The organism is Peribacillus sp. FSL E2-0159, from assembly GCF_038643155.1.
Classification (GTDB): Bacteria; Bacillota; Bacilli; order Bacillales; family DSM-1321; genus Peribacillus; species Peribacillus simplex.
In genome coordinates, this window is record NZ_CP152053.1 from 3,099,650 (window position 1) to 3,123,729 (window position 24,080).

General features: G+C 39.6%; 18 protein-coding genes. 3 read left to right on the plus strand and 15 right to left on the minus strand.

Annotated elements, in window-relative coordinates:
• Positions 1 to 288: 288 nt before the first annotated feature.
• From NYE63_RS15090 to NYE63_RS15100, 3 genes are all read right to left on the minus strand, one after another.
• On the minus strand, positions 289 to 1,707 hold the full coding sequence (locus NYE63_RS15090) for an amino acid permease (RefSeq protein WP_342605776.1): 1,419 nt from the start codon (positions 1,705 to 1,707) through the stop codon (positions 289 to 291).
• A gap of 810 nt (positions 1,708 to 2,517) precedes the next feature.
• Positions 2,518 to 3,648: a histidine kinase N-terminal domain-containing protein gene (locus tag NYE63_RS15095; RefSeq protein ID WP_342601710.1), complete on the minus strand. Its 1,131-nt coding sequence runs from the start codon at positions 3,646 to 3,648 to the stop codon at positions 2,518 to 2,520.
• Positions 3,649 to 3,900: 252 nt separating this feature from the next.
• On the minus strand, positions 3,901 to 5,733 hold the full coding sequence (locus NYE63_RS15100; protein ID WP_342601711.1) for a sigma-54-dependent Fis family transcriptional regulator: 1,833 nt from the start codon (positions 5,731 to 5,733) through the stop codon (positions 3,901 to 3,903).
• Between the two features lie 509 nt (positions 5,734 to 6,242).
• Between NYE63_RS15100 and NYE63_RS15105 the strand changes: the two genes are divergently transcribed.
• Positions 6,243 to 7,724, plus strand: a complete 1,482-nt coding sequence (locus NYE63_RS15105; RefSeq protein WP_342601712.1) for an aldehyde dehydrogenase family protein — start codon at positions 6,243 to 6,245, stop codon at positions 7,722 to 7,724.
• 199 nt (positions 7,725 to 7,923) lie between these two features.
• Here NYE63_RS15105 and NYE63_RS15110 read toward each other — a convergent pair whose 3' ends face one another.
• The 4 genes from NYE63_RS15110 to NYE63_RS15125 all read right to left on the minus strand — a co-directional run bounded on the left by NYE63_RS15110 (position 7,924) and on the right by NYE63_RS15125 (position 13,090).
• Positions 7,924 to 8,628, minus strand: coding sequence for a TerC family protein (locus NYE63_RS15110; protein WP_063235078.1), 705 nt, complete (start codon positions 8,626 to 8,628; stop codon positions 7,924 to 7,926).
• A gap of 289 nt (positions 8,629 to 8,917) precedes the next feature.
• A complete protein-coding gene (locus tag NYE63_RS15115; protein WP_342601713.1) occupies positions 8,918 to 10,438 on the minus strand; it encodes a tagaturonate reductase in 1,521 nt (506 codons plus the stop codon).
• Between the two features lie 88 nt (positions 10,439 to 10,526).
• Positions 10,527 to 11,540, minus strand: a complete 1,014-nt coding sequence (locus NYE63_RS15120; RefSeq protein ID WP_342601714.1) for a zinc-binding alcohol dehydrogenase family protein — start codon at positions 11,538 to 11,540, stop codon at positions 10,527 to 10,529.
• A gap of 44 nt (positions 11,541 to 11,584) precedes the next feature.
• On the minus strand, positions 11,585 to 13,090 hold the full coding sequence (locus NYE63_RS15125; RefSeq protein ID WP_342601715.1) for an altronate dehydratase family protein: 1,506 nt from the start codon (positions 13,088 to 13,090) through the stop codon (positions 11,585 to 11,587).
• Between the two features lie 199 nt (positions 13,091 to 13,289).
• Between NYE63_RS15125 and NYE63_RS15130 the strand changes: the two genes are divergently transcribed.
• Positions 13,290 to 14,159: an AraC family transcriptional regulator gene (locus NYE63_RS15130; RefSeq protein WP_342601716.1), complete on the plus strand. Its 870-nt coding sequence runs from the start codon at positions 13,290 to 13,292 to the stop codon at positions 14,157 to 14,159.
• 96 nt (positions 14,160 to 14,255) lie between these two features.
• Here the strand turns inward: NYE63_RS15130 and NYE63_RS15135 are convergent, their stop codons facing one another.
• The 8 genes from NYE63_RS15135 to NYE63_RS15170 all read right to left on the minus strand — a co-directional run bounded on the left by NYE63_RS15135 (position 14,256) and on the right by NYE63_RS15170 (position 22,447).
• Positions 14,256 to 15,497 (minus strand): MFS transporter, encoded by a 1,242-nt coding sequence (locus NYE63_RS15135; protein WP_342601717.1) that lies wholly within the window; start codon positions 15,495 to 15,497, stop codon positions 14,256 to 14,258.
• Between the two features lie 157 nt (positions 15,498 to 15,654).
• A complete protein-coding gene (locus NYE63_RS15140) occupies positions 15,655 to 16,656 on the minus strand; it encodes a substrate-binding domain-containing protein (RefSeq protein WP_342601718.1) in 1,002 nt (333 codons plus the stop codon).
• A gap of 212 nt (positions 16,657 to 16,868) precedes the next feature.
• The gene (locus tag NYE63_RS15145) at positions 16,869 to 17,705 is read right to left on the minus strand and encodes an SDR family oxidoreductase (RefSeq protein ID WP_342601719.1); all 837 of its coding nucleotides are present in this window, start codon (positions 17,703 to 17,705) and stop codon (positions 16,869 to 16,871) included.
• A complete protein-coding gene (gene uxuA, locus NYE63_RS15150) occupies positions 17,702 to 18,778 on the minus strand; it encodes a mannonate dehydratase (protein ID WP_342601720.1) in 1,077 nt (358 codons plus the stop codon). The genes NYE63_RS15145 and uxuA overlap by 4 nt, the downstream gene beginning before the upstream one ends.
• A gap of 12 nt (positions 18,779 to 18,790) precedes the next feature.
• Complete coding sequence (locus NYE63_RS15155; RefSeq protein ID WP_342601721.1) at positions 18,791 to 19,411, minus strand: bifunctional 2-keto-4-hydroxyglutarate aldolase/2-keto-3-deoxy-6-phosphogluconate aldolase; 621 nt, start codon at positions 19,409 to 19,411, stop codon at positions 18,791 to 18,793.
• A gap of 13 nt (positions 19,412 to 19,424) precedes the next feature.
• Positions 19,425 to 20,444, minus strand: a complete 1,020-nt coding sequence (locus NYE63_RS15160; protein WP_342601722.1) for a zinc-binding alcohol dehydrogenase family protein — start codon at positions 20,442 to 20,444, stop codon at positions 19,425 to 19,427.
• An 8-nt stretch (positions 20,445 to 20,452) separates the two neighbouring features.
• Positions 20,453 to 21,463, minus strand: coding sequence for an ureidoglycolate dehydrogenase (gene allD, locus NYE63_RS15165; RefSeq protein WP_342601723.1), 1,011 nt, complete (start codon positions 21,461 to 21,463; stop codon positions 20,453 to 20,455).
• A gap of 27 nt (positions 21,464 to 21,490) precedes the next feature.
• Positions 21,491 to 22,447: a sugar kinase gene (locus NYE63_RS15170; protein ID WP_342601724.1), complete on the minus strand. Its 957-nt coding sequence runs from the start codon at positions 22,445 to 22,447 to the stop codon at positions 21,491 to 21,493.
• 403 nt (positions 22,448 to 22,850) lie between these two features.
• Here NYE63_RS15170 and NYE63_RS15175 point away from each other — a divergent pair, with 403 nt between their 5' ends.
• On the plus strand, positions 22,851 to 23,768 hold the full coding sequence (locus NYE63_RS15175; protein WP_342601725.1) for a DMT family transporter: 918 nt from the start codon (positions 22,851 to 22,853) through the stop codon (positions 23,766 to 23,768).
• Positions 23,769 to 24,080 lie beyond the last annotated feature (312 nt).

Genomic DNA, 24,080 nt, shown 5'->3' on the forward strand with positions numbered 1-24,080 from the left:
CGCCGACTGTCTTCCAAGCCTCATCAAAGCAAGCGCCTACGGGGTCTAAGCTAGCCAGTTATTCGACAGGAGTCTCGCAAATTCCTTCAATTTAGTAAGGGTTTCATCGCTATAATAAAAATCAAAAAAACATGAAGAATAACTAAATCTTCTTTTAAAATCATGGTTCAGGATGAGACTATTTCGGAACCCCTATTGTCGAGAAGCGGAGCTGCCCACTAAGAGCAGCATTTTATTAGAATAGTCAATCTTTTCTTTCTGTATTTGCAAAAAAATCGACTACATCCGTTACCCTTCCTTAACGTGAATTTTTTTTAGTGTTGCTTCTTGTTCAGGAGTTATTACTTTTTTCTTATGATAAAACAGAAAGTATGATCCAATTACTAGCATCGTGAGAAGGGTTGTAAGAAAGAATTGCAATCTCATGGATTCAATAAACGCCTGAGCAACGAATATAATAAATAATACGGCAATTGTCGCGTAGGTTAAATAAGGGAATAGCCACATTTTCACTTTGAGTGTCCCGGGATTTTCTTTTTCCGTCTTTTTCCGTAAATATAGATGAGAAAAAGCGATAAAGATATACATGATCATAGTAACTCCTCCAGAGCTGTTTGCGAGAAAAGCAAACAATTTATCAGGAGAAACAAATTTAAATGTCGTGCACACATAAGAAAAGAAAACACTTGCCATTAACGCCCAAATCGGGATTCCCCTCTTATTCACACGAGAAAGGATTTTCGGTGCATCACCTTTTTTTGATAAAGAATATAACATACGGGAGCTTGTATATAGCCCTGAATTCAAAACAGAAAGCAATGAAATGAAGACTACGATATTCATTACTTGACCCGCTGCCGGAAGGCCTGCCATATCAAATACGCTAGCATAGGGGGTTTTTAGTAAATCTTCAGCCCCCTGGGGGATTACGAGAACCAACACGGTCACTGAACCAACAAAGAAAAGAAGCAGACGCCATACAACACTGTTTATGGCTCTAATAATATTTTTTTCAGGGTTTTCAGACTCTCCTGCAGCAATGGCAGCTACCTCACTTCCCGATAAAGAGAAGGTAATGAATATCACACTAAGTAGGACAGGCAGAAAACCTTTTGGTAAAAATCCTCCATCCCCAGTAATGTTTGAAAGTCCTGGTGAATCATATCCTGGAACAAATCCAAAAATCATGGCGGCACCCAGGAAGAGGAATATAACAATGGCAGCCACTTTCATGAAAGCTAGCCAGTATTCAAATTCCCCATAAGCTTTGACTGAATAGATATTCGTAACCATCATTAATATAGGGAAAGATAGACTGGCAGCCCACATAGGTATACCAGGAAACCAATCATGAATCATAGTACCCAATAACGTAGTTTCAATAGCAATGATGATAACCCAGTTGAACCAGTATAACCAGCCGATCGTGTATCCGGCCCAGGGACCAAATGCTTGATGTGCATATGTTGAAAAGGATCCGCTATCAGGATTTACCACAGCCATTTCACCCAGCATGCGCATTATAAGTACGATCATCAATCCTGCGATTATATACGATAAAATAGCACCAGGTCCTGCTGAATCTATTATTGTTCCGCTTCCGATAAATAGTCCTGCCCCAATTACCCCGCCAATAGAAATCATTGTGACATGCCTGGTCTTGAGACCATGTTTCAATTCATTTGTTTGAAGTGCCACTATTGTCACCATCCTTTAAAACTGTCTATTTACCGTTTTGTAAGCAGTAAGCCACTGCTCATGGGTACCCTAGTAGAAATCTTTCATTCAAAAAAATGTTACAACCTTATCTCGTTTCATCATTAGTTTTAATGAGGCCAAATTCACAATTGATATATGTATATTGCACAGTATATACTCTATTAACTGTATCCGCTTTCTTTTTATACTCCTACCATTAGCCCCTCAACGAAATACACGGAAAGTACAATGTTCCGGTTGATTTTGCACTTTTTGCTTTTTGTTGAGTGAAGTCCTTTTATGTGAAAATATAGTTACCCAGCTCTATTATTCCTTCCTCTCTCTTCTTTTTTTATAAAAGCACCCTCTCTCACTAATAATTTTATACATATATTTATAAAAGCAATATCCATGCCAAAAAAAGGATAGTTATTTTAGTAGTGTTTATCGCTTTTATGAATTTAAAACGATTCGATATTGAATCATTAATTCAATTTTCGATTCAGATATTAATTATTGGCCCTTTTTGATTCACAATCGAATTAAAAAATGACAATTTAATTGTTTTCTTTTAAAATTTCGACAAACATATATATTGAAAAATAACAGGGATAAAAAAAAGATGCTAAAATCCACATTATGATTTCTTGGCATCTTCCAAATAGATTTATTTTAACTGAGAATGATTTATGTAATATACCGGCAGACCCGGAATGACCTTCCACTATTAATCAAATATCTATGTACAAGCGTCGAAAATATGATATGTATATAATGCTGTATGTAATGTCACTATATGTGTATTAACCCCTAATAAATTCAGTTCTGAACTTTGGGGAAATGGATGCTGAATGTGGTTGAATTTTCATTGGAGACACAATTCATATATCCATCATTACTTTCAATGATCTTTTTACATACGTATAATCCAATTCCCGTTCCTAACTCCTTCGTTGTGACAAAAGGCTCAAAAATAGATTCGATCAATTCACTGGCAATGGCCGGTCCATTATTTGAAATTCGAATTATTCTTTCATTCGCCTCAATTATAGAGTTTATCCTCAAAATTCTAGGATGTTCCTTATCCTTTAAGGCATCAATGGAATTTATAAAAAGATTCAAGAACACTTGTTTTAACCCATCCTTGCTCGCTGTCATGACAAAGTTTGGATAAATATCTATTTCCACATTAACGCTGGCATCCACAATATTTGCATAAGTCAGTTCTTGTATTTCTTCAATTAACTTTAACACGGAAATTTCCTCTCTTTGTTCCTCATTAAAATCAGATTTAGAGGTATGGAGGAATTGGGTTATCCTGAAATTCAGCTGATTTAACTCATAATCAATGATATCCAAATATTTCAAGCTCGGATTCTCCCTCTTCAATAATTTATTGAACCCCATGATAGCTGTAAGAGGGTTTCGAAACTCATGTACAAAGCTTGATGATATCTGACCCAGTACCGCTAATTTATCCTTGTGATTTTCACTAATATAAGACTTTTTTTCCTCAATCACTTCATTTGTAAGATTCGTATATCTCGTTACTGCATGGTAGCTGAACGTATCAAAGTGCAGGTTGATGTCATTAATGAATTTCTGCATATAAATAATTGGGATATTGGCCCCAAAAACATTTCTGATTATGATATTTCTTCCCAAATTGATATTATATAGAAAATCCCCAATGTTGATATTTGCTTCAAGACGTTCTTTTGCAACCTGGTAAGCCAATTTTATCAGCACATCATCAGACAATACCTCCTTGAACGTTTGGATGACCAGTGAGTACATCCCATAACCATTTTCTTTAATCTTTTCTTTGTAGGGGTCTATTTCATTGATCTTAATAGTCTCGTTCCATTCATTTAAAAACGCTAATTCATTTTCTTCCAAATATTGAATCAATACATGTTTATACTTTTTATGTTCTGATGACAACTTCATACTATTGACCACACATCCCTTGCGGAATTTTAGATACTATATCAATAACATCATTCTATATGAGATTTTGATTTCCTGCACTTCATTATTTATTGTTTTTCAAGGTGAAATGTAGCTTATAAGGAGACAAGGTATGCTGGTCCGCATATAGTTACTTACGATAACAAAGAACCGACCAAATCAGGTCGGAAATCCGACATTGTCATAAAAAGGAAACGCATCATACATGTTTTTTTATATACGAAGAAACTCTTACTTTTGATAGTTGATTCCATATTTTTTCATTTTTCTATAAAGCGTATTTCGGCCGATGTCAAGTTGTTTCGCGGCGTTACTGATATTTCCATTTGTTTGTTCCAATGCATTTCTGATAAATTGGGTTTCTTGTTCTTGAAAGTTTCTTGGTTCTCGATCGGCATTTGCCCCTTCCTCATGTGTAATAGAAGAAACAGGACAAAGTGCCACAAGCAAGTCCCTTCTAATCGGGCCATTATCTGCTAGGAATGCAGCCTGACCGAGCACGTTTTGTAATTCACGGAAATTTCCTGGCCACGAATATTCCAAAATGAATGTTTTAGCTTCGTCTGTTAGTTCGGTATGTTCGCTCTTATAAGGTAAATCCGCTAAAATGTATTCTGCTAACAGCAATAAATCTTTACGACTCCTTAGATTTGGAAGTTTTAAAGATAATCCACAAAGGCGGAAAAATAGATCTGCACGGAACTCTCCAGCTTCAATTTCTTTTTGTAAGTCTTTGTTGGTGGCGGCAATGACCCTTACATCAATGGGAATGGAAGCATGTCCGCCGACACGCGTCACACATCGTTCCTGAAGCACACGGAGCAGTGTCGCTTGAGCTTGAAGCGGCATATCCCCGATTTCATCCAAAAACAGGGTTCCGCCATCTGCCGCTTCGAACTTCCCCTTATGCCCGCCGCTTTTTGCGCCAGTAAAGGCACCCTTTTCATACCCAAATAACTCACTTTCCAATAAGTTTTCAGGAATTGCGCTGCAATTGATGGCGATGAATGGCTTATCACTTCTTAAGCTAACCCCATGAATGGATTGAGCGAACAGTTCTTTTCCCGTTCCGCTTTCTCCAGTGATTAGCAGGCTGATATCAAGCGCTGCAGCTCTTTTAGCAATGGATATGGTTTGATTCATTTGCGGATCATTACTTATTATATCTGTAAATTGATAACGATTAGTTGTTAAACCATCATTCAGTTTTTGTTTTTTTAACCGCACAATCACGGATGATTGATGTTCTATATTATTGCCAAGGGTTTGAACCAAAAATTCCTGGTCTTTAATTGATACCTTCTGTTCTAAAACAAGTGGGTCTGTTCCTGATATTATATTCGATACCGGTTTTTTCAATGTGCCTATAACATGTGACGCCGCTAAATTGAGATCTGTAACTTTCCCCTCTTTATCAAGAGTAATTAACGGATCAGGGTACGAATCATAAATAAAATAAAGGTTTTTCTCCCTTTTTTGTGTATGGGACAATAATAGTGCTTGTTTGATGCTATCAGCCACCCTCTGAACTAAACTAATGGAAAAAGGATGATAATTCTGTTGATGACTGCTTAAGTTCAAAACACCCAGCAGATGCCCATCGGGGTGATAAATGGGTGATGCGGCACAAGTAAGGAAATGGTTATCCTGATGAAAGTGTTGACTGCCATGAATCAATACTGGGTTTTTCTCTACTATGGCAGTTCCTATTGCATTTGTTCCTTTTGATTCCTCTAGCCAATTGGCCCCTTTTCTCAGGGAAACATTATCTGCATGGCGAATGAAAGCTGGATCTCCAACTGTTTCGATGATATATCCTTCAGGAGCAGCAAGTAATAATATGGACTCCAAACCATTAATCGAGTGATAAACTTCTTCTAAAATGGGGGAAGAATGGTACAGGAGTTCAGCATATCGATCGTGGTATTCGGCCAACTCAAATGCTCCAAGCATATCTTCCTTATCCATCATGCTTGGCTGGAGTCCCTTTGAAATGCACCGCTGCCATGATTCTTGAATAAATGCCGGTATGGTTCCTTTATCCGCGCTAATATTAACAGACATTGAATAATCCTCCCGTATGTATAATCCAGTAAAATGGCCACTGTTTTTTATTCAATTTCATTTATGAAATTCTATGCAAAATTTCAGAGCATTTAGGATTCGTTCATTCAACTTAATTATAACAGAAAATTCAGATATCCACCAAAGTGAAAGCAGCCACCTGCGAACTACTTCCCTTTTTTGTTCCATATTGGAACACCTGACTGTTCCAATATGGAACAAAACGGCACCTTCCCATATCCCTCTACCACCTTCTTTAACTGGTTTCATTGGTTATTTGTTATTGGCATAAGTCTTGCATAATTACATGTCGAGAAATTGATTCCTTTTTGATAAGGGGGGAACGAAGTCAAGTAATCCCGTTTTTAAAGATATTGAGACATGCTGCAAGCAGCTAAAGAGAAATGTATCGAAAACATAAACTTATACCTGATCCTTTTACTTAGAGGAACGCCATTGCACAGATTTTATGATCGAACTTAAAATCCAAATGAAAAGGGGTATTATACATGGAACAAACTATTAAACTTAATCCACGAGTGCAAGAATTCTTGAAGGGTACTAAAAAGCTTTTGATTAATGGGGAATTGGTGGAAGCTGCTTCAGGAAAAACCTTTGAGACTCTTGATCCTTCAAACGGCAAGGTTTTAGCGGTTGTGTGTGAAGCAGGTCCGGAAGATGTAGATAAAGCAGTCAAAGCAGCCCGTAAGGCTTTCGACAACGGTCCTTGGAAAAAAATGAGTGCATCGGAACGCAGTCGCCTCATTTATAAATTAGCGGACCTCATGGAGGAACATAAAGAAGCTTTAGCACAATTGGATACCCTGGATAATGGCAAGCCAATTGGCGAAACGACTAATGCCGATGTCCCCCTTGCAATCGATCACTTCCGTTATTATGCTGGTTGGACCACTAAGATAGTGGGACAAACAATACCTGTTGCTGGGAATTACTTCAACTATACCCGCCATGAAGCAGTTGGAGTGGTTGGGCAAATCATCCCTTGGAATTTCCCTCTACTTATGGCCGCATGGAAATTAGGCGCAGCCCTGGCAACCGGATGTACGATTGTTTTAAAACCAGCGGAGCAAACGCCGCTTTCAGCATTATATTTAGGTCAATTGGCGCTTGAAGCTGGTTTTCCTCCTGGCGTTCTTAATGTCATACCTGGATTTGGGGAAACAGCAGGGTCACCGCTTGTAGACCATCCAGATGTCGATAAAATTGCCTTTACCGGTTCAACCTCAGTAGGTAAAATGATCATGCGCCAAGCATCGGGAACTGTGAAAAAAATCTCGTTGGAATTAGGCGGAAAATCACCTAATATCATTTTACCGGATGCAGATATGAGTAAAGCCATTCCTGGTGCTTTAATGGGCATCATGTTTAATCAAGGACAAGTTTGCTGTGCCGGTTCCCGCCTGTACATTCAAAAGAAATCCTATGACAACGTGGTAGCTGACTTAGTGTCCCATGCAAAAAACATTAAACAAGGGGCCGGTCTTGATCCAACTACCCAGATAGGGCCGTTGGTATCCAGTGAACAATTGGAAAGAGTGGGCAGTTATATTGAAAAAGGAAAGTCTGAAGGAGCCGAAGTGGTTACCGGGGGCAATTACGGACAAGGAGAGGGTTATTTTGTAACACCTACAATATTTGCAGGCGTTGAAGATGAAATGACAATCGCTAAAGAAGAAATCTTCGGTCCAGTTGTAGCCGCCATGCCATTTGACGATTTGGATGATGTGATAAACCGTGCAAATAACTCTGAATATGGATTGGCTGCTGGTTTATGGACACAGGATGTAAAAAAAGCCCATTATGTGGCTAATGAATTAAAGGCAGGTACAGTTTGGGTAAACTGTTATAACGCCTTCGATGCCGCTTCACCATTTGGCGGTTATAAACAAAGTGGAATCGGACGGGAAATGGGCAGTTATGCTTTGGATAATTATACCGAAGTCAAAAGTGTATGGATTAACTTAAACTAATAAAAGAATGAACGCTCCATATGATCATTTGTCTCGGGTATCGTGATTGGAATGCATGTTATCGATTCCTTAAATATTTGGAAAAGGGAGTACCAAAGTGCGGACTTTGGCACTCCCTTTTCTTGTTTTGCAACTTTTATCATTGAGGGCATAGAAAAAAAGAGAGACCTTTCATTTTAGAAAGGTCTCTTTGTGTCCATTATCCATTACGTTCGATTTGCATTTTCTCTCTGTTTGCTTTTGCTTTTTCTATATTTTTCTGTCTTGAAGTCCCTGCAACCAGGATTCCAATCACCACTATCGCTTCAAATCCATATTTAATGAAGGGATTTGCAAAATAGTCGTGCATGAAGGGTTCAGCTACAATCATTTTAGCAGCTGTCCAACCAAGTATTCCCGCACCAATTATTATGATGACTGGGAAACGTTCAATCAGTTTCAGGATCAAAGTACTTCCATACATCACTACTGGGATAGATACAAGTAAACCGATCACTACTAAAGTGAAGTTACCATGAGATGCACCTGCAACCGCTAGGACGTTATCCAATCCCATCAAAGCATCCGCAATAATGATAGTTTTTATAGCAGCCCACATAGAGTCTGCAGGCTTCAAATCATGTTCCTCTTCTTCGATAAGGAGCTTATAAGCAATCCATACAAGAAGTAATCCCCCGATTAAATGCAGTCCAGGCACCTCTAAGAGCCAAACAACCAGCAGCGTGGCAATGATCCTTATCACTATTGCCCCGACCGCTCCCCAGATTATCACCTTTTTTTGCTGATCTTTTGGAAGCTTTCTTGCAGCCAATCCAATAAGGATCGCATTATCACCGGCTAGAACCAAATCTATCATAATGATCGCTAAAAGTCCTGAAATGAATTCACCTGTTAAAAAATCCAACATATTTTCCTCCTTTATACAAAAATAAAGAGACCTCTGCCATATATGGCAAAGGTCTCGCTAAGCACTAAATGAATTAGGCCAATAAAGCCGGTGGAATTCCCACGTAATGACGACTTTATTTCAGGTTATCCCTGACGCTACTCCCCTTCACGGGAATAAAGAATATGTAATTCCTTTGATATCTTTCCATTAGGAAACTACCAAGTAATTATATCACTTATCCAGTATACCAAAAATACAAATAAAATAAAGAAAAAAATAAGAGATAGGAAGGATATTCATGAACTTAACTTTGCCCGAATCCTTTCAACGGATAATCTCCATCAATCATTCCTTCTAGATATTGGCATAATTCGTTTCCAAGGTTCGGGATACCGCTCAAATCCTTCCCCCATAGATATTGATTACTTAAGGTGGCTTCTATCAATTGTCTAAGCGGGATTTCTCCCCTCTCATAACCAAGCCATTGTTCCTTGAAAAATTCAATAGTCTTTATATCATCTTTAACAACATAGACTTTGCCCGCGAAGCTTTTACCAATATAACTCCCTTTTAGTTCATGAACCTTATAAAATCGGATCAGGCCCGAAAAACCTCGGACGATACAGTCGGGCAGCTTGCCTTTCGCCATATGATATTCCTCTAATGTAGGCAGAAGACGAACCTTAAACTTCGAAATACTATTCAGCGAAATGTCGGCCAGGAGGTGATGTACAAAAGGATTCTTAAATCGCTCAAGAACACTTTCCCCATATAGCATCATCTCATTTTGATCAAAAGGTAATGAAGGAATTATTTCCTTTTCGATGGCATTGCTCAGGAATCGGTTGAAATCAGGATGATCGATTACCTGTTTTACTTCTTCCAATCCAGATAAAATGCCTAAAGGAGCCATCAAGGTATGTGAACCATTAAGAATCCGTACCTTCCTCATTTGATAAGGCACTAAATCTTTAACCCAACGCACATTTAATCCGGATTGTTGTAAGGGAAGACGTTCATCAATAGAAGGGTCACTTTCAATAGCCCATAAATGATAGGGTTCTGCCGTATTTAGCAGAGTATCCTTATATCCCCATGAAGCAAATAGTTTTTCCGCCTCATTAGCTGGGAATCCTGTAACGATACGGTCTACAAGCGAGTTTAAGAATAGATTGTTCCGGTCCACCCACTCCATGAAGGGCTTTGGCAAATCCCAATCCCTGCTATGGTTAAGAACACATTGCTTCAATGAATCACCATTTCTCTCTAAAAGCTCACATGGAAGCATGGTGAGTCCTTTTTCCGCATCTCCATTGAAATGCAGATAACGATGATATAAAAAAGCAGTCAGTTTTCCTGGAAAAGATTCAATCGGGATTCCTTCTTCCAAAGGAATCGGCTGGTAATTGAGTCCTGCTTCAGTCGTGTTGGAAACTACAAATTCCAATGTAGGGTTTTCTGATAGTGCTAAAAAATCCATCCATTCTCCATATGGATCAATTACCTTCGAAAAAACGGAAATGATCTCTGTATGTTCCACTTTCTCCCCTTGGTGAAAACCACGTAACATTAATGTATACAATCCATCTTGCCGCTTTACTTCCTCTATTTTGCCTTTTCCTGAGGGGCGTGGCTGGGTAACTGCAATACTTCCCAGGAAATGGCCTTGTTTATTACATTCATAAATCATCCAATCAAAGAAGCCCCGAAGAAAATTCCCTTCCCCAATCTGCAATACTTTTATGGGAAAATCCATCATATGTGAATATTGGACAGCTTTTGTATCTTTACTCAGACCCTTCAGTTGGCTTTTATTAAAGTTCATGTCCAAAGAACTCCTTTCTAACAGAAATATCCAATTCGAGTGTGGTTTCAAGTGGTTAGCCTTACGACAGCAAACCTAATGCTTTTGCTTATATTTCGACAATGGCCTTGATCACTTTAGCTTCAGGAGTTAACCACCCTTCAAACTGATTGATCATTTCATCCAAATGTGCGCGGTGTGTAATATATTGACTCATATCCAACTTATCATTTTTCAGCGTATTCACGACATAATCAAAGTCTTCCCTTGTTGCATTACGGCTTCCCATTAACGTAAGCTCTTTACTGTGGAATTCAGGATCATTAAAGGAAATATCCGCTTTAACTAAACCTACATATATCAATCTTCCGCCGTGAGCAGGATATTTAAATGAATCCATCATTGATCTAGCATTACCTGTCGCATCAAATACCACGCTTGGCATATCTCCATTTGTCAATTCAGCTAATTTCTCCATTGGATTCTCCAAAACGTTCAAAGTATAATCGACATTTGCCCATTTGTCAGCAAACGCAAGGCGTTCATCATTTACATCCATTGCGATCACCTTCGCACCCTGTTCTTTAGCGAATGCCATGACTCCCAAGCCAATTGGACCAGCACCAATTACAAGTGCAAATTCCCCTTTATGAATAGCAGCGCGCCTAACTGCGTGAGCCCCTATACTTAAAGGCTCTATCATTGCGGATTGGTCAAGTGTAAGACCTTCAGTTTTCACCAAATGATTATAAGGAACCGTCATCCACTCACTCATGCCGCCTTCAGCATGTACACCCAACACTTTCATATCCGTACAGCAGTTCGTTTTTCCACTTCTGCAAGCCAGGCATTTTCCACATTCCATATAGGGGATGATCGATACCTGATCCCCGACATTCAGCCCTGATTCATTCTCCGGTATGGACTCAATATAACCGGAAAGTTCATGGCCAAGTATTCGAGGATAGCTAAAAAAGGGTTGATTACCACCATAAGCATGAATATCCGTTCCGCATATTCCTATGCGCCGCACACGAATCAAAGCTTCCCCTGAATTTGGAACTGGTTTTTCCGACTCGATCATCTTAAATTCAAAAGGTTGTTCACAAACAATACTTTTCACTGAATAACACTCCTTTTTAATAATTTAATAGATATGTACACCCGTTATAGAATGACGCCTTCTTTAAAGATGCTTATCTCCCTATATCCGAATTTTTCATTATTCGTTTTCTTTTTACCTGATGAAAGTTCAAGAATGTATTGGAATAAATCGTCCTTTAATTCATCGATCTTTTGACCTTCAATCAACCGCCCGGCATTATAATCAATCCAGTGTTTTTTACGATTGGCTAAATCCGAATTCGTTGCTATTTTCACAGTTGGCACCGGTCCGCCAAATGGTGTTCCCCTTCCCGTAGTGAATAGAACGATATGTGCGCCCGCTGCTGCCAAAGCCGTTACTGATACCAGGTCATTGCCGGGGGAATTGATCAAGTTCAAACCATGCTTCACTACTCGTTCTCCATATGGGCTTACATCCACCACCGTGGCATGGCCGCCTTTTTGCGTGCATCCAAGTGATTTTTCCTCCAGCGTACTTATGCCGCCTTCCTTGTTTCCGGGTGAAGGGTTTTCATAAATTTCCTGATCATGGCGAATGAAATACTGTTTGAAATCATTAATAAGGCCAACGATTTTATTAAAGGTTTCTTCATCTCTTGCCCTGTTCATCAATATCGTTTCCGCTCCAAACATCTCAGGAACCTCTGTCAATATCGTTGTCCCGCCATTTTCTACAATAAGGTCGGAAACCGCACCAACCAACGGATTAGCGGTAATGCCTGAAAAACCATCAGATCCCCCGCACTTCAAGCCTATTTTCAACTTTGAAACCGGTACGGGCATGCGTACGAACCCTTCCGCATATTCCACTAATTCTCCCATTAAACGTAAGCCGCTCTCCAATTCATCTTGAACCTCCTGGGCTTTTAAAAATTTAATCCGATTTGGAGGAAATTCGCCTATGACTTCTTTAAATGCCTCGATTTGATTGTTCTCACATCCTAATCCTACAACCAAAACCCCTGCTGCATTTGGATGTTGAGCCAAGGCCGCCAATAGTTTCTGTGTATGGGTCAAATCATCTCCCAATTGAGAACAACCGTAGGGGTGGGAAAAGTGATGAACCCCATCAATTTGTCGATCTTTAAATTGCTCATTTCCCATTTTAGCGAGAACTTCACATGTTTTATTGATGCAACCAACCGTGTTGATGATCCAGATTTCATTCCGGATACCCACTTCCCCATTTTCACGGATATACCCTTGGAAGGTATGATTTTGACTTTGCACTTTTGTATATTGACTGCAAGGTTGATAGGAATAATCCAATATACCATGCAAACCGGATGCTAGATTATGGGTGTGAACCCAATCGCCAATTGAGATATCTTCTTTAGCTTTTCCGATCGAGTAACCAAATTTGATTACGTCCCCGCCTCGTTTTACCGGTTTCACTGACATCTTATGCCCTTTAGGAATGTCAGCACTTGCCTTTATATGGATCATTCCCATGTCTTCTGTTTGAATCTGGAGGCTCTGTCCTTTATGAATGCCCTCCAAGGAAATAACAACATCATCATTTGAATGCAATTGAACAAATCTATTCATTTTGTCCCCTCCTTATCATGAGTGAAGACGTTCAAAACCAAACGTCAATTCATTCAGAAAGCCCTTTCATTTTCCCGCTTGAATTTTTTTAATTTTTAAATCTATTATAATTTTAACATCAATTTTTGAAATATTAATTGCATATTTTGCTATAAATATACTCATTCTTGTTGTAATATACATTCAGGAGATGAACGAAATGAAAAAAATCCATAATGCATTAAATCATGATTTACTCTTCCCATTTTCTTTTGTCTATCAAGATACGAAAAGTCCTCAGAATGAATTGTCCGATCATATGCATGACTATTATGAAATTGTTTATGTTTATAACGGTAAAGGAACGTTTTTTATCGGTGATGTGTTTTATGATATGCAACAAGGGGATGTATTCCTAATCCCCAATAATACCATTCATAGGGCATTACCCAATAAGGACGACCCTGTTACCTCCACCATTATTTTTTTCAGTCCCACATTAATATATAAAGATATGGTTGATGATTCTTTTTCTTATTTAAATTTGTTTGACCTGACAAAAAAGAGTAAGAATTACAAAATATCAATGCCGCAAAAGGAACAAGTAAAGATGGAGGAACAGCTACAACTCATCCTGCAAGAAACAACTAGCCAATCAATGGGCTCAAGGCATGCTTGTTTGCTGATCGTTCATCAAATCATACTTGATTTATACCGTACCCGGAGAAATGGCAAAGAAGATTTACCCGAGGGCAATAGCTATAGTTCAGAATGGATCAAAGATATTTTAATCTATATTAATGAACATTTGGATGAACCATTAACGCTCACGATACTTGCACAAAAAGCTTTGGTCAGTCCCGCTCATTTCAGCAGGGTTTTTAAAGAAACGACTGGAATTGGGTTAATCGTGTATCTAAACACGAAAAGGATCATCAAGGCAAAGGAACTTTTACTGGAAACGAATCACACCATTGCCAACATTGCCGAAATGTGTGGTTTTGAAAGCATGCCCCAATTTTATCGTACCTTTAAGAAATACAATGAAAAGACACCAGCTACATTTCGTAATGAAAACCGTATCCGCTAGGCATGTCTAATAAACATGAAAAGTTTTAATTCATTAAAAATGGAAGTGTCTTCCCCTGATATTTCCTTTGGGAGACACTTCCATTCTAACAATCTATTACGCAGGCTTTACTATCGGTCGTACAAAACGGATGACTGCAAGCGATGCAACGATGGCCAATCCACCTGCAAGTAAGAATGCAACCGTGTATGTGCCTGAGGTATCGACAATGTATCCTGTTAACGTCGGTCCGATGATTCCTGCAGTATTTGCCAAGAAATGCATAAAACCTCCAACAGATCCAACATTACCAGGGTCGACAACATCGTTGACGATTGCCCAGTAAATGGCACCAGTCAAATATAGGAAGAAGACGGAAAGTGCGACAAGTGTTACCGCACTGACCGTTGTGGATACAAGTCCGGCAAAACCGATACATACAGCTGATAAGAACAAACATGTTACAAGCACGAGCTTACGTGAGAATAAAACACCTTTTTGAGCGAATTTTTTAAAGAAGAAATCCGACACGAATCCACCCAAAGCAAGTCCGATGAATCCAAAAATCCAAGGAATCACTGTAATGATACTCATATTTTCTACACTTAGGCCACGTGCATCCACCAAATAGCTTGGGAACCAAGTTAAGAAAAAGAAGAGAATATAATTGTAAGAGAAAAAGGCAAGAGCTGTAAATAAAACCGTTTTTTGTTTTAAATAAAAGGTGAATTTCACCTTTCCTTCCGATGTTGCCGCTACATAAGATTTTCCCGTATGTTTCTGTTCTTTTGACTCTTGTGGTTTTTCTTTAACGAACTTCCACCAGCAAATCGCCCATATAAGACCAATTATCATAATGGCAATGAAAGAAACTCTCCATCCATATGAGATGGCAATAAATCCAACTATTGGACCTGCAATCGCGCCACCAAGCGGCGTCCCGCTATTCGTCAAACCAACGACAGATGCCCGCTGATTCGCCGGGAACCAGTTATTCACCATTTTATTGATGGTTGCAGAAAGAGGGCCTTCTCCCATCCCAAACAGTATGCGGATGACTATCATACTCGCAAAACCGACAGCCAGTACAAGTGCACCACTGAATAAAGACCAAACGATCATCGCCACGAAAAGCGTAAGCTTTGCACCCCATCTATCGGACGCCATTCCTCCAAGGAAGTTAAATATGGCATAACCAACTGAAAAGCTACTAAAAATAATTCCCATCTGTGTTGCTGTTAAAGATAAATCATCTTGGATGAACGGAGCTGCAATAGACAGTGCAGATCTGTCCAGATAATTTATTACCCCAGCCAAGAATAAGAAAACGATGACCATTCCTCTACCATTTGAAAACATAAAGTACCCCCCTGTACGCTTCAATAAATGCAGCTGCATTTTTGGAAACGTTTCCATTTAATAACCAAGAGTAAAGCCTATATGACCTATAACTAAATCGGTTTAGAATTCCCGTAAAAAAGCGCTTTCTTTTTCACGGAAATTCTTACATCCGGTTCTAGCAAGAATTCCTTGAAAGCAAAGTCGGTTTCAAGCGATGCACACTTGTATCCTCTTTTCCTGTTTTATTGATTTGACTCAGCAGTAACTCTGCTGCCAAGTTGGCCATTTCAATGGCTGGCTGATTGACCGTTGTGATGGTCGGTGTATAGAAACTGGCATACGGTACATCATCGATTCCTATGACCGCGATGTCATCAGGTATGTTGATTTCGTACTGTTTCATATAACGCAATACTTCATTAAGGACGATATCATTTCCTGCCAAAATGGCCTGAGGCGGCTTTTCCAATTCGAAAAATTCTGAAAGTGCAACAGGAATTTCATCTGCGTTCACGGTTTTAATATATTCAGAATTGAATGGTATCCCATGTGATGCCAGTGAATCCTTGTACCCTTGGATCCGTTCGATTCGTGGACTGATATCGCGTATTATTGAAGTGGTCATGATTGCAATGTTTTCAAAACCCTTTTCAATAAATCGGTCGATCGCTAACTTGGAAGCAAAGTGATTATCGAGCATGACTGTTGCAATATCCAATTCTTCGATCGTTCTATCCATGAATACAATCGGGAATTGATCACTCTTCATACGTTGATATAAGTCAAGATTGTCACCTGTGGGGAAAATGATGATCCCATCCACTTGTTTAGCTCTCAGCATTTCAATATAATTCTTTTCCTTTTCAGGGTTGTCATCTGCATTGCATACGATTATATGAAACCCTTGTTCATAAAAGTAGTTTTCTATCGCTCTAATAACTTGCGTTGAAAACGTGTGAAGGATGTTGGCAACCACCACCCCAACGGTAAAAGTGGATTTTTGTTTTAAACTGCGCGCTATTATATTAGGCTGATAGTTTAATTCTTCTATAGTTTCTTCAATTTTTTTCCTGGTTTTTTCACTCATATACTCATATCGCTTGTTCAGGTATTGGGAAACTGTGCTTTTTGATACTTTCGCATGATTGGCGACATCAGTAATTGTAATGGTTTTCATTTCATTCATTCCTGTCGTGTGATTTCTTTTCTCTGCCTAATTCCATAAAACAATATGGCTTAGTATATAAGGAATATTCTATTATAATAAGTAAAGCATTACAATCACCTTCTGATGCAGTAAAAAAGTCAATTTCCCATAACGTGTAACAAATTCAATCAACTAATGTACAATCGTCACTTGATTGCCTTTTTATTGGCTCTGAATTCAATTCAGACGCCTGAGTATGCCATGAAGCCCCCATCGACTGGTACCGTAATTCCTGTAACAAAGCCCGAATAGGATTCATCAACGAGCCAAAGCAAGGTACCAAGTAAATCTTCAGGCTGCCCAAAACGCTTCATGGGTGTTGAAGTTATGATTTTATTTGACCTTGCCGTCAGGCTGCCATCTTCATTAAGCAGAAGATCCCGATTTTGCTTCGTCAAAAAGAATCCTGGAGCAATGGCATTCACCCGCAAACCTTCTTCGGCAAAATGAACAGCCATCCACATGGTAAAATTATTTATCGAAGCTTTGGCAGCACTATATGCTGGTACTTTAGTCATTGGAGAGTAAGCACTCATGGAAGATATATTTAGGATAACTGGTGCTTCCACTTGCAATAACTCTTTCCCAAAAACCTGACTGGCCAAAAATGTACCGGTGAAATTACTGGCAAAAACCTGGGAGAAACCATTTTCATCTAAATCAAAAAAGGATTTTCCTTCTGCTTTTTCCCCATATTTCTCTGGAGCTGTAATGGCATCAGGATGATTGCCTCCTGCTCCATTTATTAATAGATCCACTCTTCCGAATCTTTCTATTATTTTTCCTCTTGCATTCTCCAAGGAGGTTCTGTCCAAAACGTCTGCCGCAATGGATATCGCAGTGCCCCCTGTTTGTTCAATGAGTTCGACCACTTCTTGCCCTTTTTCGGCCGTTCTGTTCAATATAGCTATCTTGACACCATGACGTGCCAATTCCACAGCCATTTTGGAACATAAAACACCGCTGCCTCCAGTGATCACTGCCACCCTGTTCGATAAGTTTTCATGGATGGGAATCATGATTCCCCACCTGATTTACCAGCTTCATATGCATCCCATAATCCGAGCAAATACATGATTCCCAGTGCTCTGTCATATAAACCGTAACCTGGGCGGCAAACTTCACCCCATATATGGCGGCCATGATCCGGTCTGACATAACCAGTATAATTTTGCTTATTCAATTCTTCCACGACGCCCTGTATATTGATGGATCCATCCTGGGTATGATGGGATGTTTCCACAAAGTCACCATTTTCATAAATCTTCACATTCCGTATATGGGAAAAAGGCGAACGGTTTGCATACTTTTTAGCCACCTGGACCATGTCATTTTCAGGGTTTGCCCCCATCGAGCCTGTACACATGGTGAACGCATTCGATGGTGAATCCGAAATCGAGATCAGTTTTTCATAGCTCGACTCTCCGGTGATGATTCTTGGCAAGCCAAAAATGGACCATGGCGGATCATCCGGGTGTATTGCCATTTTTATGCCGCAAGCCTCGGCAACAGGTAATATTTCTTTTAGGAAGATTTCTAGATTCGCCCATAGCTGCTCTTCGTCCACAGTTTTGTAAGCTTCGAATAATTCAGAGATTTGATCCATTTTTTCTGGTTCCCAACCTGGTAAAGTTAAATCTGAAGCTTCGGTTACAGTACGAATTAAATCTTGTGGATCTAACGTATCCACTTTCGCCTTTTCATAAAACAGGGCAGTTGAGCCATCTTCCAAAGGATGGAACATTTCCGTCCGAGTCCAATCAAAGATCGGCATGAAGTTATAACAAATGACTTTCACTCCTGCTTCCGAAAGATTCCGGATCGTCTCTTTGTATTTCTCTATATATATCATGCGATCTTCGTTACCCAATTTAATCGATTCATGGACATTTACACTTTCTACGACATCCGTGTGAAAACCAAATGATTGGATATACTCGATTTCTTCTTTAATTTCTTCCTTTTCCCATACCTCGCCAACAGGTTTTTGGTGTAGTGCCCAGACAATCCCTTTCACTCCAGGAATCTGTTTAATGTGCTCCAATGTAACAGTATCATTGTCTTTCCCGTACCATCTAAATGTAATGTTCATCATGCACCTCCATCATTCCGCAATTTTCTGCATGTATTTTCTGCTTAACTCCACTGCGGCCTCATAGCCGCCACTCTGATAGGCTTTGTTCAAGTCACTGCCGATCCCGATTGCTACCGCGCCAGCATTAAGCCAGTCCTTCATGTTATCCAAATTAATTCCGCCGGTTGGCATGATCCTTATATTGGGCAGTGGACCATTAACCGACTTGATGAAAGAAGGTTCGAAATGGTTTGCCGGAAATAATTTTAAAACATCACAGCCTGCTTCCAATGATGTTGCCATCTCTCTAATTGTCATGCATCCAGGCATATAGGGAATGCCGTATCGATTACAAAGTTCGGCTACGCCATTGACAAAATAGGGACTGACGATAAAATTGGCGCCAGCTAAAATCGCATGTCGTGCCGTTTCAGAATCAAGTACGGAGCCTGCTCCTAAAAGTGCATCAGTATTTTGCAGTTCTTTGAAAGCTTCTTCAATTCCCGGTGTTGTATAAGTCAATTCGATTGCCCGAACACCACCTTCCACAGCTGCTTTTGACAGTTGTGCCGCCTCCTTTGCATCCTGTCCCCGGATAACAGCAACAACTTTCGTTTCCGTTATTTGATGTAAGATTGAATGTTTATCCATGTTTCCTACCCCCTTAATTAAAAACGATGATCGCTTTTCGAACTTGTTCGGGATGATTTTCAACAAAATTAAATGCTTCCTGGATATCATCGAGCGAAAATGTATGGGTAACTAAACCTTCATGTCTGAGTTTGCCTTCATTCAAAAGTTTAACCACTTTTGGAAACTGGTCAGTTTGCAATCTAGATCCTTTCACAGATATTTCCTTTTTAGTGATTGGTAGCTGGGAAACCGATGAAGGACGTTCATCAAAACCGAGTACCACAATCCGCCCCGCCGTTGACACGACATCGAAGGACAATTCAAATGTCATCGGCAAGCATACTGCATCAATGACGACGTTGGCCCCTTCGCCATTCGTCCATTCTTCTACTCGTTTTTGAACATCTTCTTTTCCCGCATGGACGATGATATCTGCACCGCTTTCTTTAGCGAATTCCAAACGCTCATCACTTAAATCCGTGATCATCACTGATGCTCCTTGCAGTTTTGCCATCTTTAATATGCAAATTCCAATAGCCCCAGCTCCCTGGATAAGAACGGTTTCCCCTTCCTCCACTTCGCCTCTCCAAACGGCCTGTGCGCCAATTGTGTATGGCTCAGCCAATACTATTTCTTCCCAGGCTAAAGCGGAATCCACAACATGTAATTGTTTCTCGGGAAGGACGAACCATTCCCTCATCCCACCATCTTCATGCACACCAAAAACGGAAAGTTTTTCACAAACATTTTGACGACCTTTACGGCAAGCGTAACACTCTCCGCAATAACTGATGGGCTCAACAACAACGTGGTCCCCCACTTTTATGCCCGTGACACCTTGACCTATTTCCACAACTTCTCCCGCTACTTCATGCCCAACGACCCGCGGAAGCGTTGCAAGAGGATTCGTACCATGGTAAATATGCATATCCGATCCGCAAATTCCTACTCTTTTTACTTTTACAAGGACATCCGTCGAGTTCGAAATCCGTGGTTTTTCCACTTCTTGAATGATAAGTTCATGAGCTTTCCGTACTTGAACCGCTTTCATTTCCCCACCTACTTTGTAAGAAATTCATAAACACTTGATGCTATCGTAATACCTTGTTTCAGGTTTTTTTCTTCATTGATTTGTTCAATTTCACCCGGTACATATACCCGATCGAACCCTGGAGCAGGTTCAACCTGTTGCAGCTCTTCGATCATTTGATCCATTTGCTCTAAAAATATGTCAGTATCCGTAAAGAACGAAGGATTAATTACACAAAAATAGTGTCCCAGCTTCCGTTTCTTATCAAGATCGTCATACATTTTCCCAATGTGCGGACCAAATGCCGCACCGGCCAATAATCCAGAAAATACATCTACAATTACGGATAGTCCATAGCCTTTCGGGCCTCCGAAAGTGGAAAGGGAAACGACTTTATTCGGGTCTGTGACCGCAGCTCCATTTTCATCCACTCCCCATCCTTCAGGTATTTCCTTTCCTTCTTCGCGTGCCTGGAGGATTTTCCCCAGCGCAACATTGGATGTTGCCATATCAAGAATAAAGGGTTTCTTCGTTTTGGCAGGAACTCCGTAAGCGATTGGGTTGGTGCCAAGAAATGATGTTTTTCCTCCGAATGGAACCACAATTTTATCTGTGTGTGACATCGCGATGCCAATCAACTTTGCATCAGCAGCTTTTTGAACGAAATAGCTTAGTGCTCCGCAATGGCTGCTATTAAAAACAGTCACCATGCCCACGCCATTATCTCTAGCCATTTCGATTGCATGGTCCATGGCCACGTCGCCAATCACATGCCCAAAACCATCATCTCCATCAACTACACCGGTAACGGGACCTGTCTTTTGAAAGGAAATCTGTGCATCGGGATTTATGCCTCCTGCCTGTAAACGGTTCACATAATGTTCTGTTCGCAAAACACCATGAGAATTGACATTTCTGAGATCGGCATGAACCAATACTTCCGCGATTTTTCCGGCATTTTCTTCATTTAAACCCACATTGGTCAGCTGTTGTATGACTAATCGTTTTGCTTCCTCGGCTTGTATCGTTACTGTTGCCATTTTCTCCCCTCATTTCTTTTCAGTCATCTATCTTTCTATAACAGCCTCATTCTGTATGAAAGGTATTACTTCATCCAAATATGGTAATCCTTCATTGTCCCCTGCAACAGTGGTGACAAGGGCTCCTACACCATTTGCGAATGTCAATCTTTCATCAATTGTTAAGCCATGAAGATATCCGTATATATAACCGGCATCATAACCATCTCCCGCACCAACAGTATCTACAGGTATAACAGGGAAGGCTTCTTTTTCATGCCATTCACTTTTGGTATATAGTTTTGAACCATGTTTCCCGTCCTTAATGACAAGCTGATCAATATCATTCACCTTTGCGAATTCCGCCAATGATTCTTTAGAGTCAGTTCCGGTGATCAATCTTATTTCATCTAAACCAGTAAGCAAAATATCAACAAATGGAAAAATATTATAATAAACTGATCTTGCTTCCTCGATGGACCATAGCTTTAAGCGGATATTCGGATCAAAAGAAACAGGTATATTTTTTTGTTTTGCAATTTCCATTACCCTTTTGGCAATTTCCACATTTTTGGGATCTATAGCCAAAAATACTCCAGTAAGGTGAACTATATCAATCTCTTCAAACATTTTCTCTGTTATATCTCCCGGCAATAAAGTTAAAATAGGAGATTGATAGCGGTAATAAAATGTCTTTCCGGAACCATCCTCCCGAATTTCTTTAAAGTTAAGAGATGTTGGATATCCATTTACATAGGCAACATCACTCATGTCCACGCCTTCCCCACGAGCGAAATTATATATAACTTTACCGAACTCATCCTTGCCTAAACGGCTTATCCATTTTGCCCGCATGCCAAGCCTTGCACAGCCAATCGCAAAATTCAGTTCAGCGCCTCCAACTTTTCGTTCAAAACGGGTAACGAATCTTAAAGGTCCTGTCTCTTCCGGATTTAGCGTAATCATGGCGTCGCCCAGCGTTAAAACACCATATTTTGATGTCAATACAGTACCTCCTTCTTTCGAACAATCACAAATAAAAACAAAACATTTGATCATATCACTTTCATTAAGCTTTATTGCTAAATCGATTTAGTTAATTACTAAACCGGTTTGGTAAATCATAAGGAAATTGTAAATGAAAACCCTACCAAAAACAATAGAAAAGTTTGATAATTTGTAATTTTATTTTTATTTGATGTTTTTTCAGATAACACTTCAGCTAAATTTATGATAAAAAACCATATTAAGGTAAAGTGGAAGGGATTATTTCTTCCCTCTTTTTTTAATATTAATAATTTCTGATTTTTCATCCTAGGGATTTCAATCAAATTTTACTCTTTGCTATTAATTTGTAGAAAGTTGTATAATATATCAATTGTTAAATAAGTTTGAAAGGTTGTTTGGAATGAGTTTTTTGAGAATATACATCTTACTTACCGGAATAATGATCACATGGGGGTTAAATGTCTCAGTTATTAAAATTTTAGTTGCGAATACGCAGCCCGTAACAATAACTTCTTTGAGAATTTTTACTGCATCCCTTATAGTCATTATTATCCTTTTCTTCTTTGGATTAATACGTCTTCCTAAAAAAAGTGAACTTTTTTACGTTTTTGGAGGAGCACTTTTGAGTGTCGTTTTTCATCATTATTTTTTAGCTGAGGGATTGACGAAGACTTCCGCCTCGAATGCTGGACTGATTTTGGGCATGGGGCCAATATTGACTGTCATCTTGACCATGATATTCTTTCGTAAAAAGCCCACTTTAATCCGGCTTCTTGGCTTTATTTGCGGTTCTCTAGGTGTGAGTTTTACCGTTATGGCAGGAAGTGGAGGAGTTCATTCTATTAATCTGGGAGATGTGGATATTTTACTTTCCATCCTTTCACAGGCATTGAGTTTCATACTCATTAATAAAGCCTCAAAAACAATGGATCCACGATTACTAACCGGCTACATGATGCTTATCGGGTCTTTTATTCTTTTTGCCATCAGCTTATGGAAGGAACCAGAGGGCTTATCTTCACTGGCAACGGCACCGCCATCCATCTGGGGAGCTTTCTTGTTCTCCGCTATTTTTGCCACTGCCCTGGGGCACATGAGCTATAATTATGCCATTGGTAAGGTAGGCGCAGCTGAATCATCCATATTTCTTAACTTAAACACCTTATTCTCTTTATTAGGGGCAGCATTTTTCCTCAATGAAGCCATTGTGCCTGCACATTTCATTGGACTTATCTTCATTGTTTCAGGAGTATTGCTTGGCTCAGGTGCAATTGAAATATGGATTCTCCAAAGGAAAAATAAACGTATATCTGCCTAGCGGCAACAGCAAAAAAGGCCCTATGACACTACCATTCTGAAAAAAATGGCTTAGCAGTGTCATAGGGTCTTATTATATATGTCCATCCTCTCCTCCATTTACAGATAATAATAAACCTTGAAACATACTTGCAGTATAATAATTAGAGATTCATATCCGTAACAATATACCCCGAAAGTTGCCTGGACATGTCCATTGAAGATTCCCATTAAGACAAATCTTTTGTCAGTTGTGGTCCTTTTCTTTCTGAGAAACCTCCTTGAAGACATATTGTCTACTTAATATTGGTTTTGATGAATTTATAAATATAAA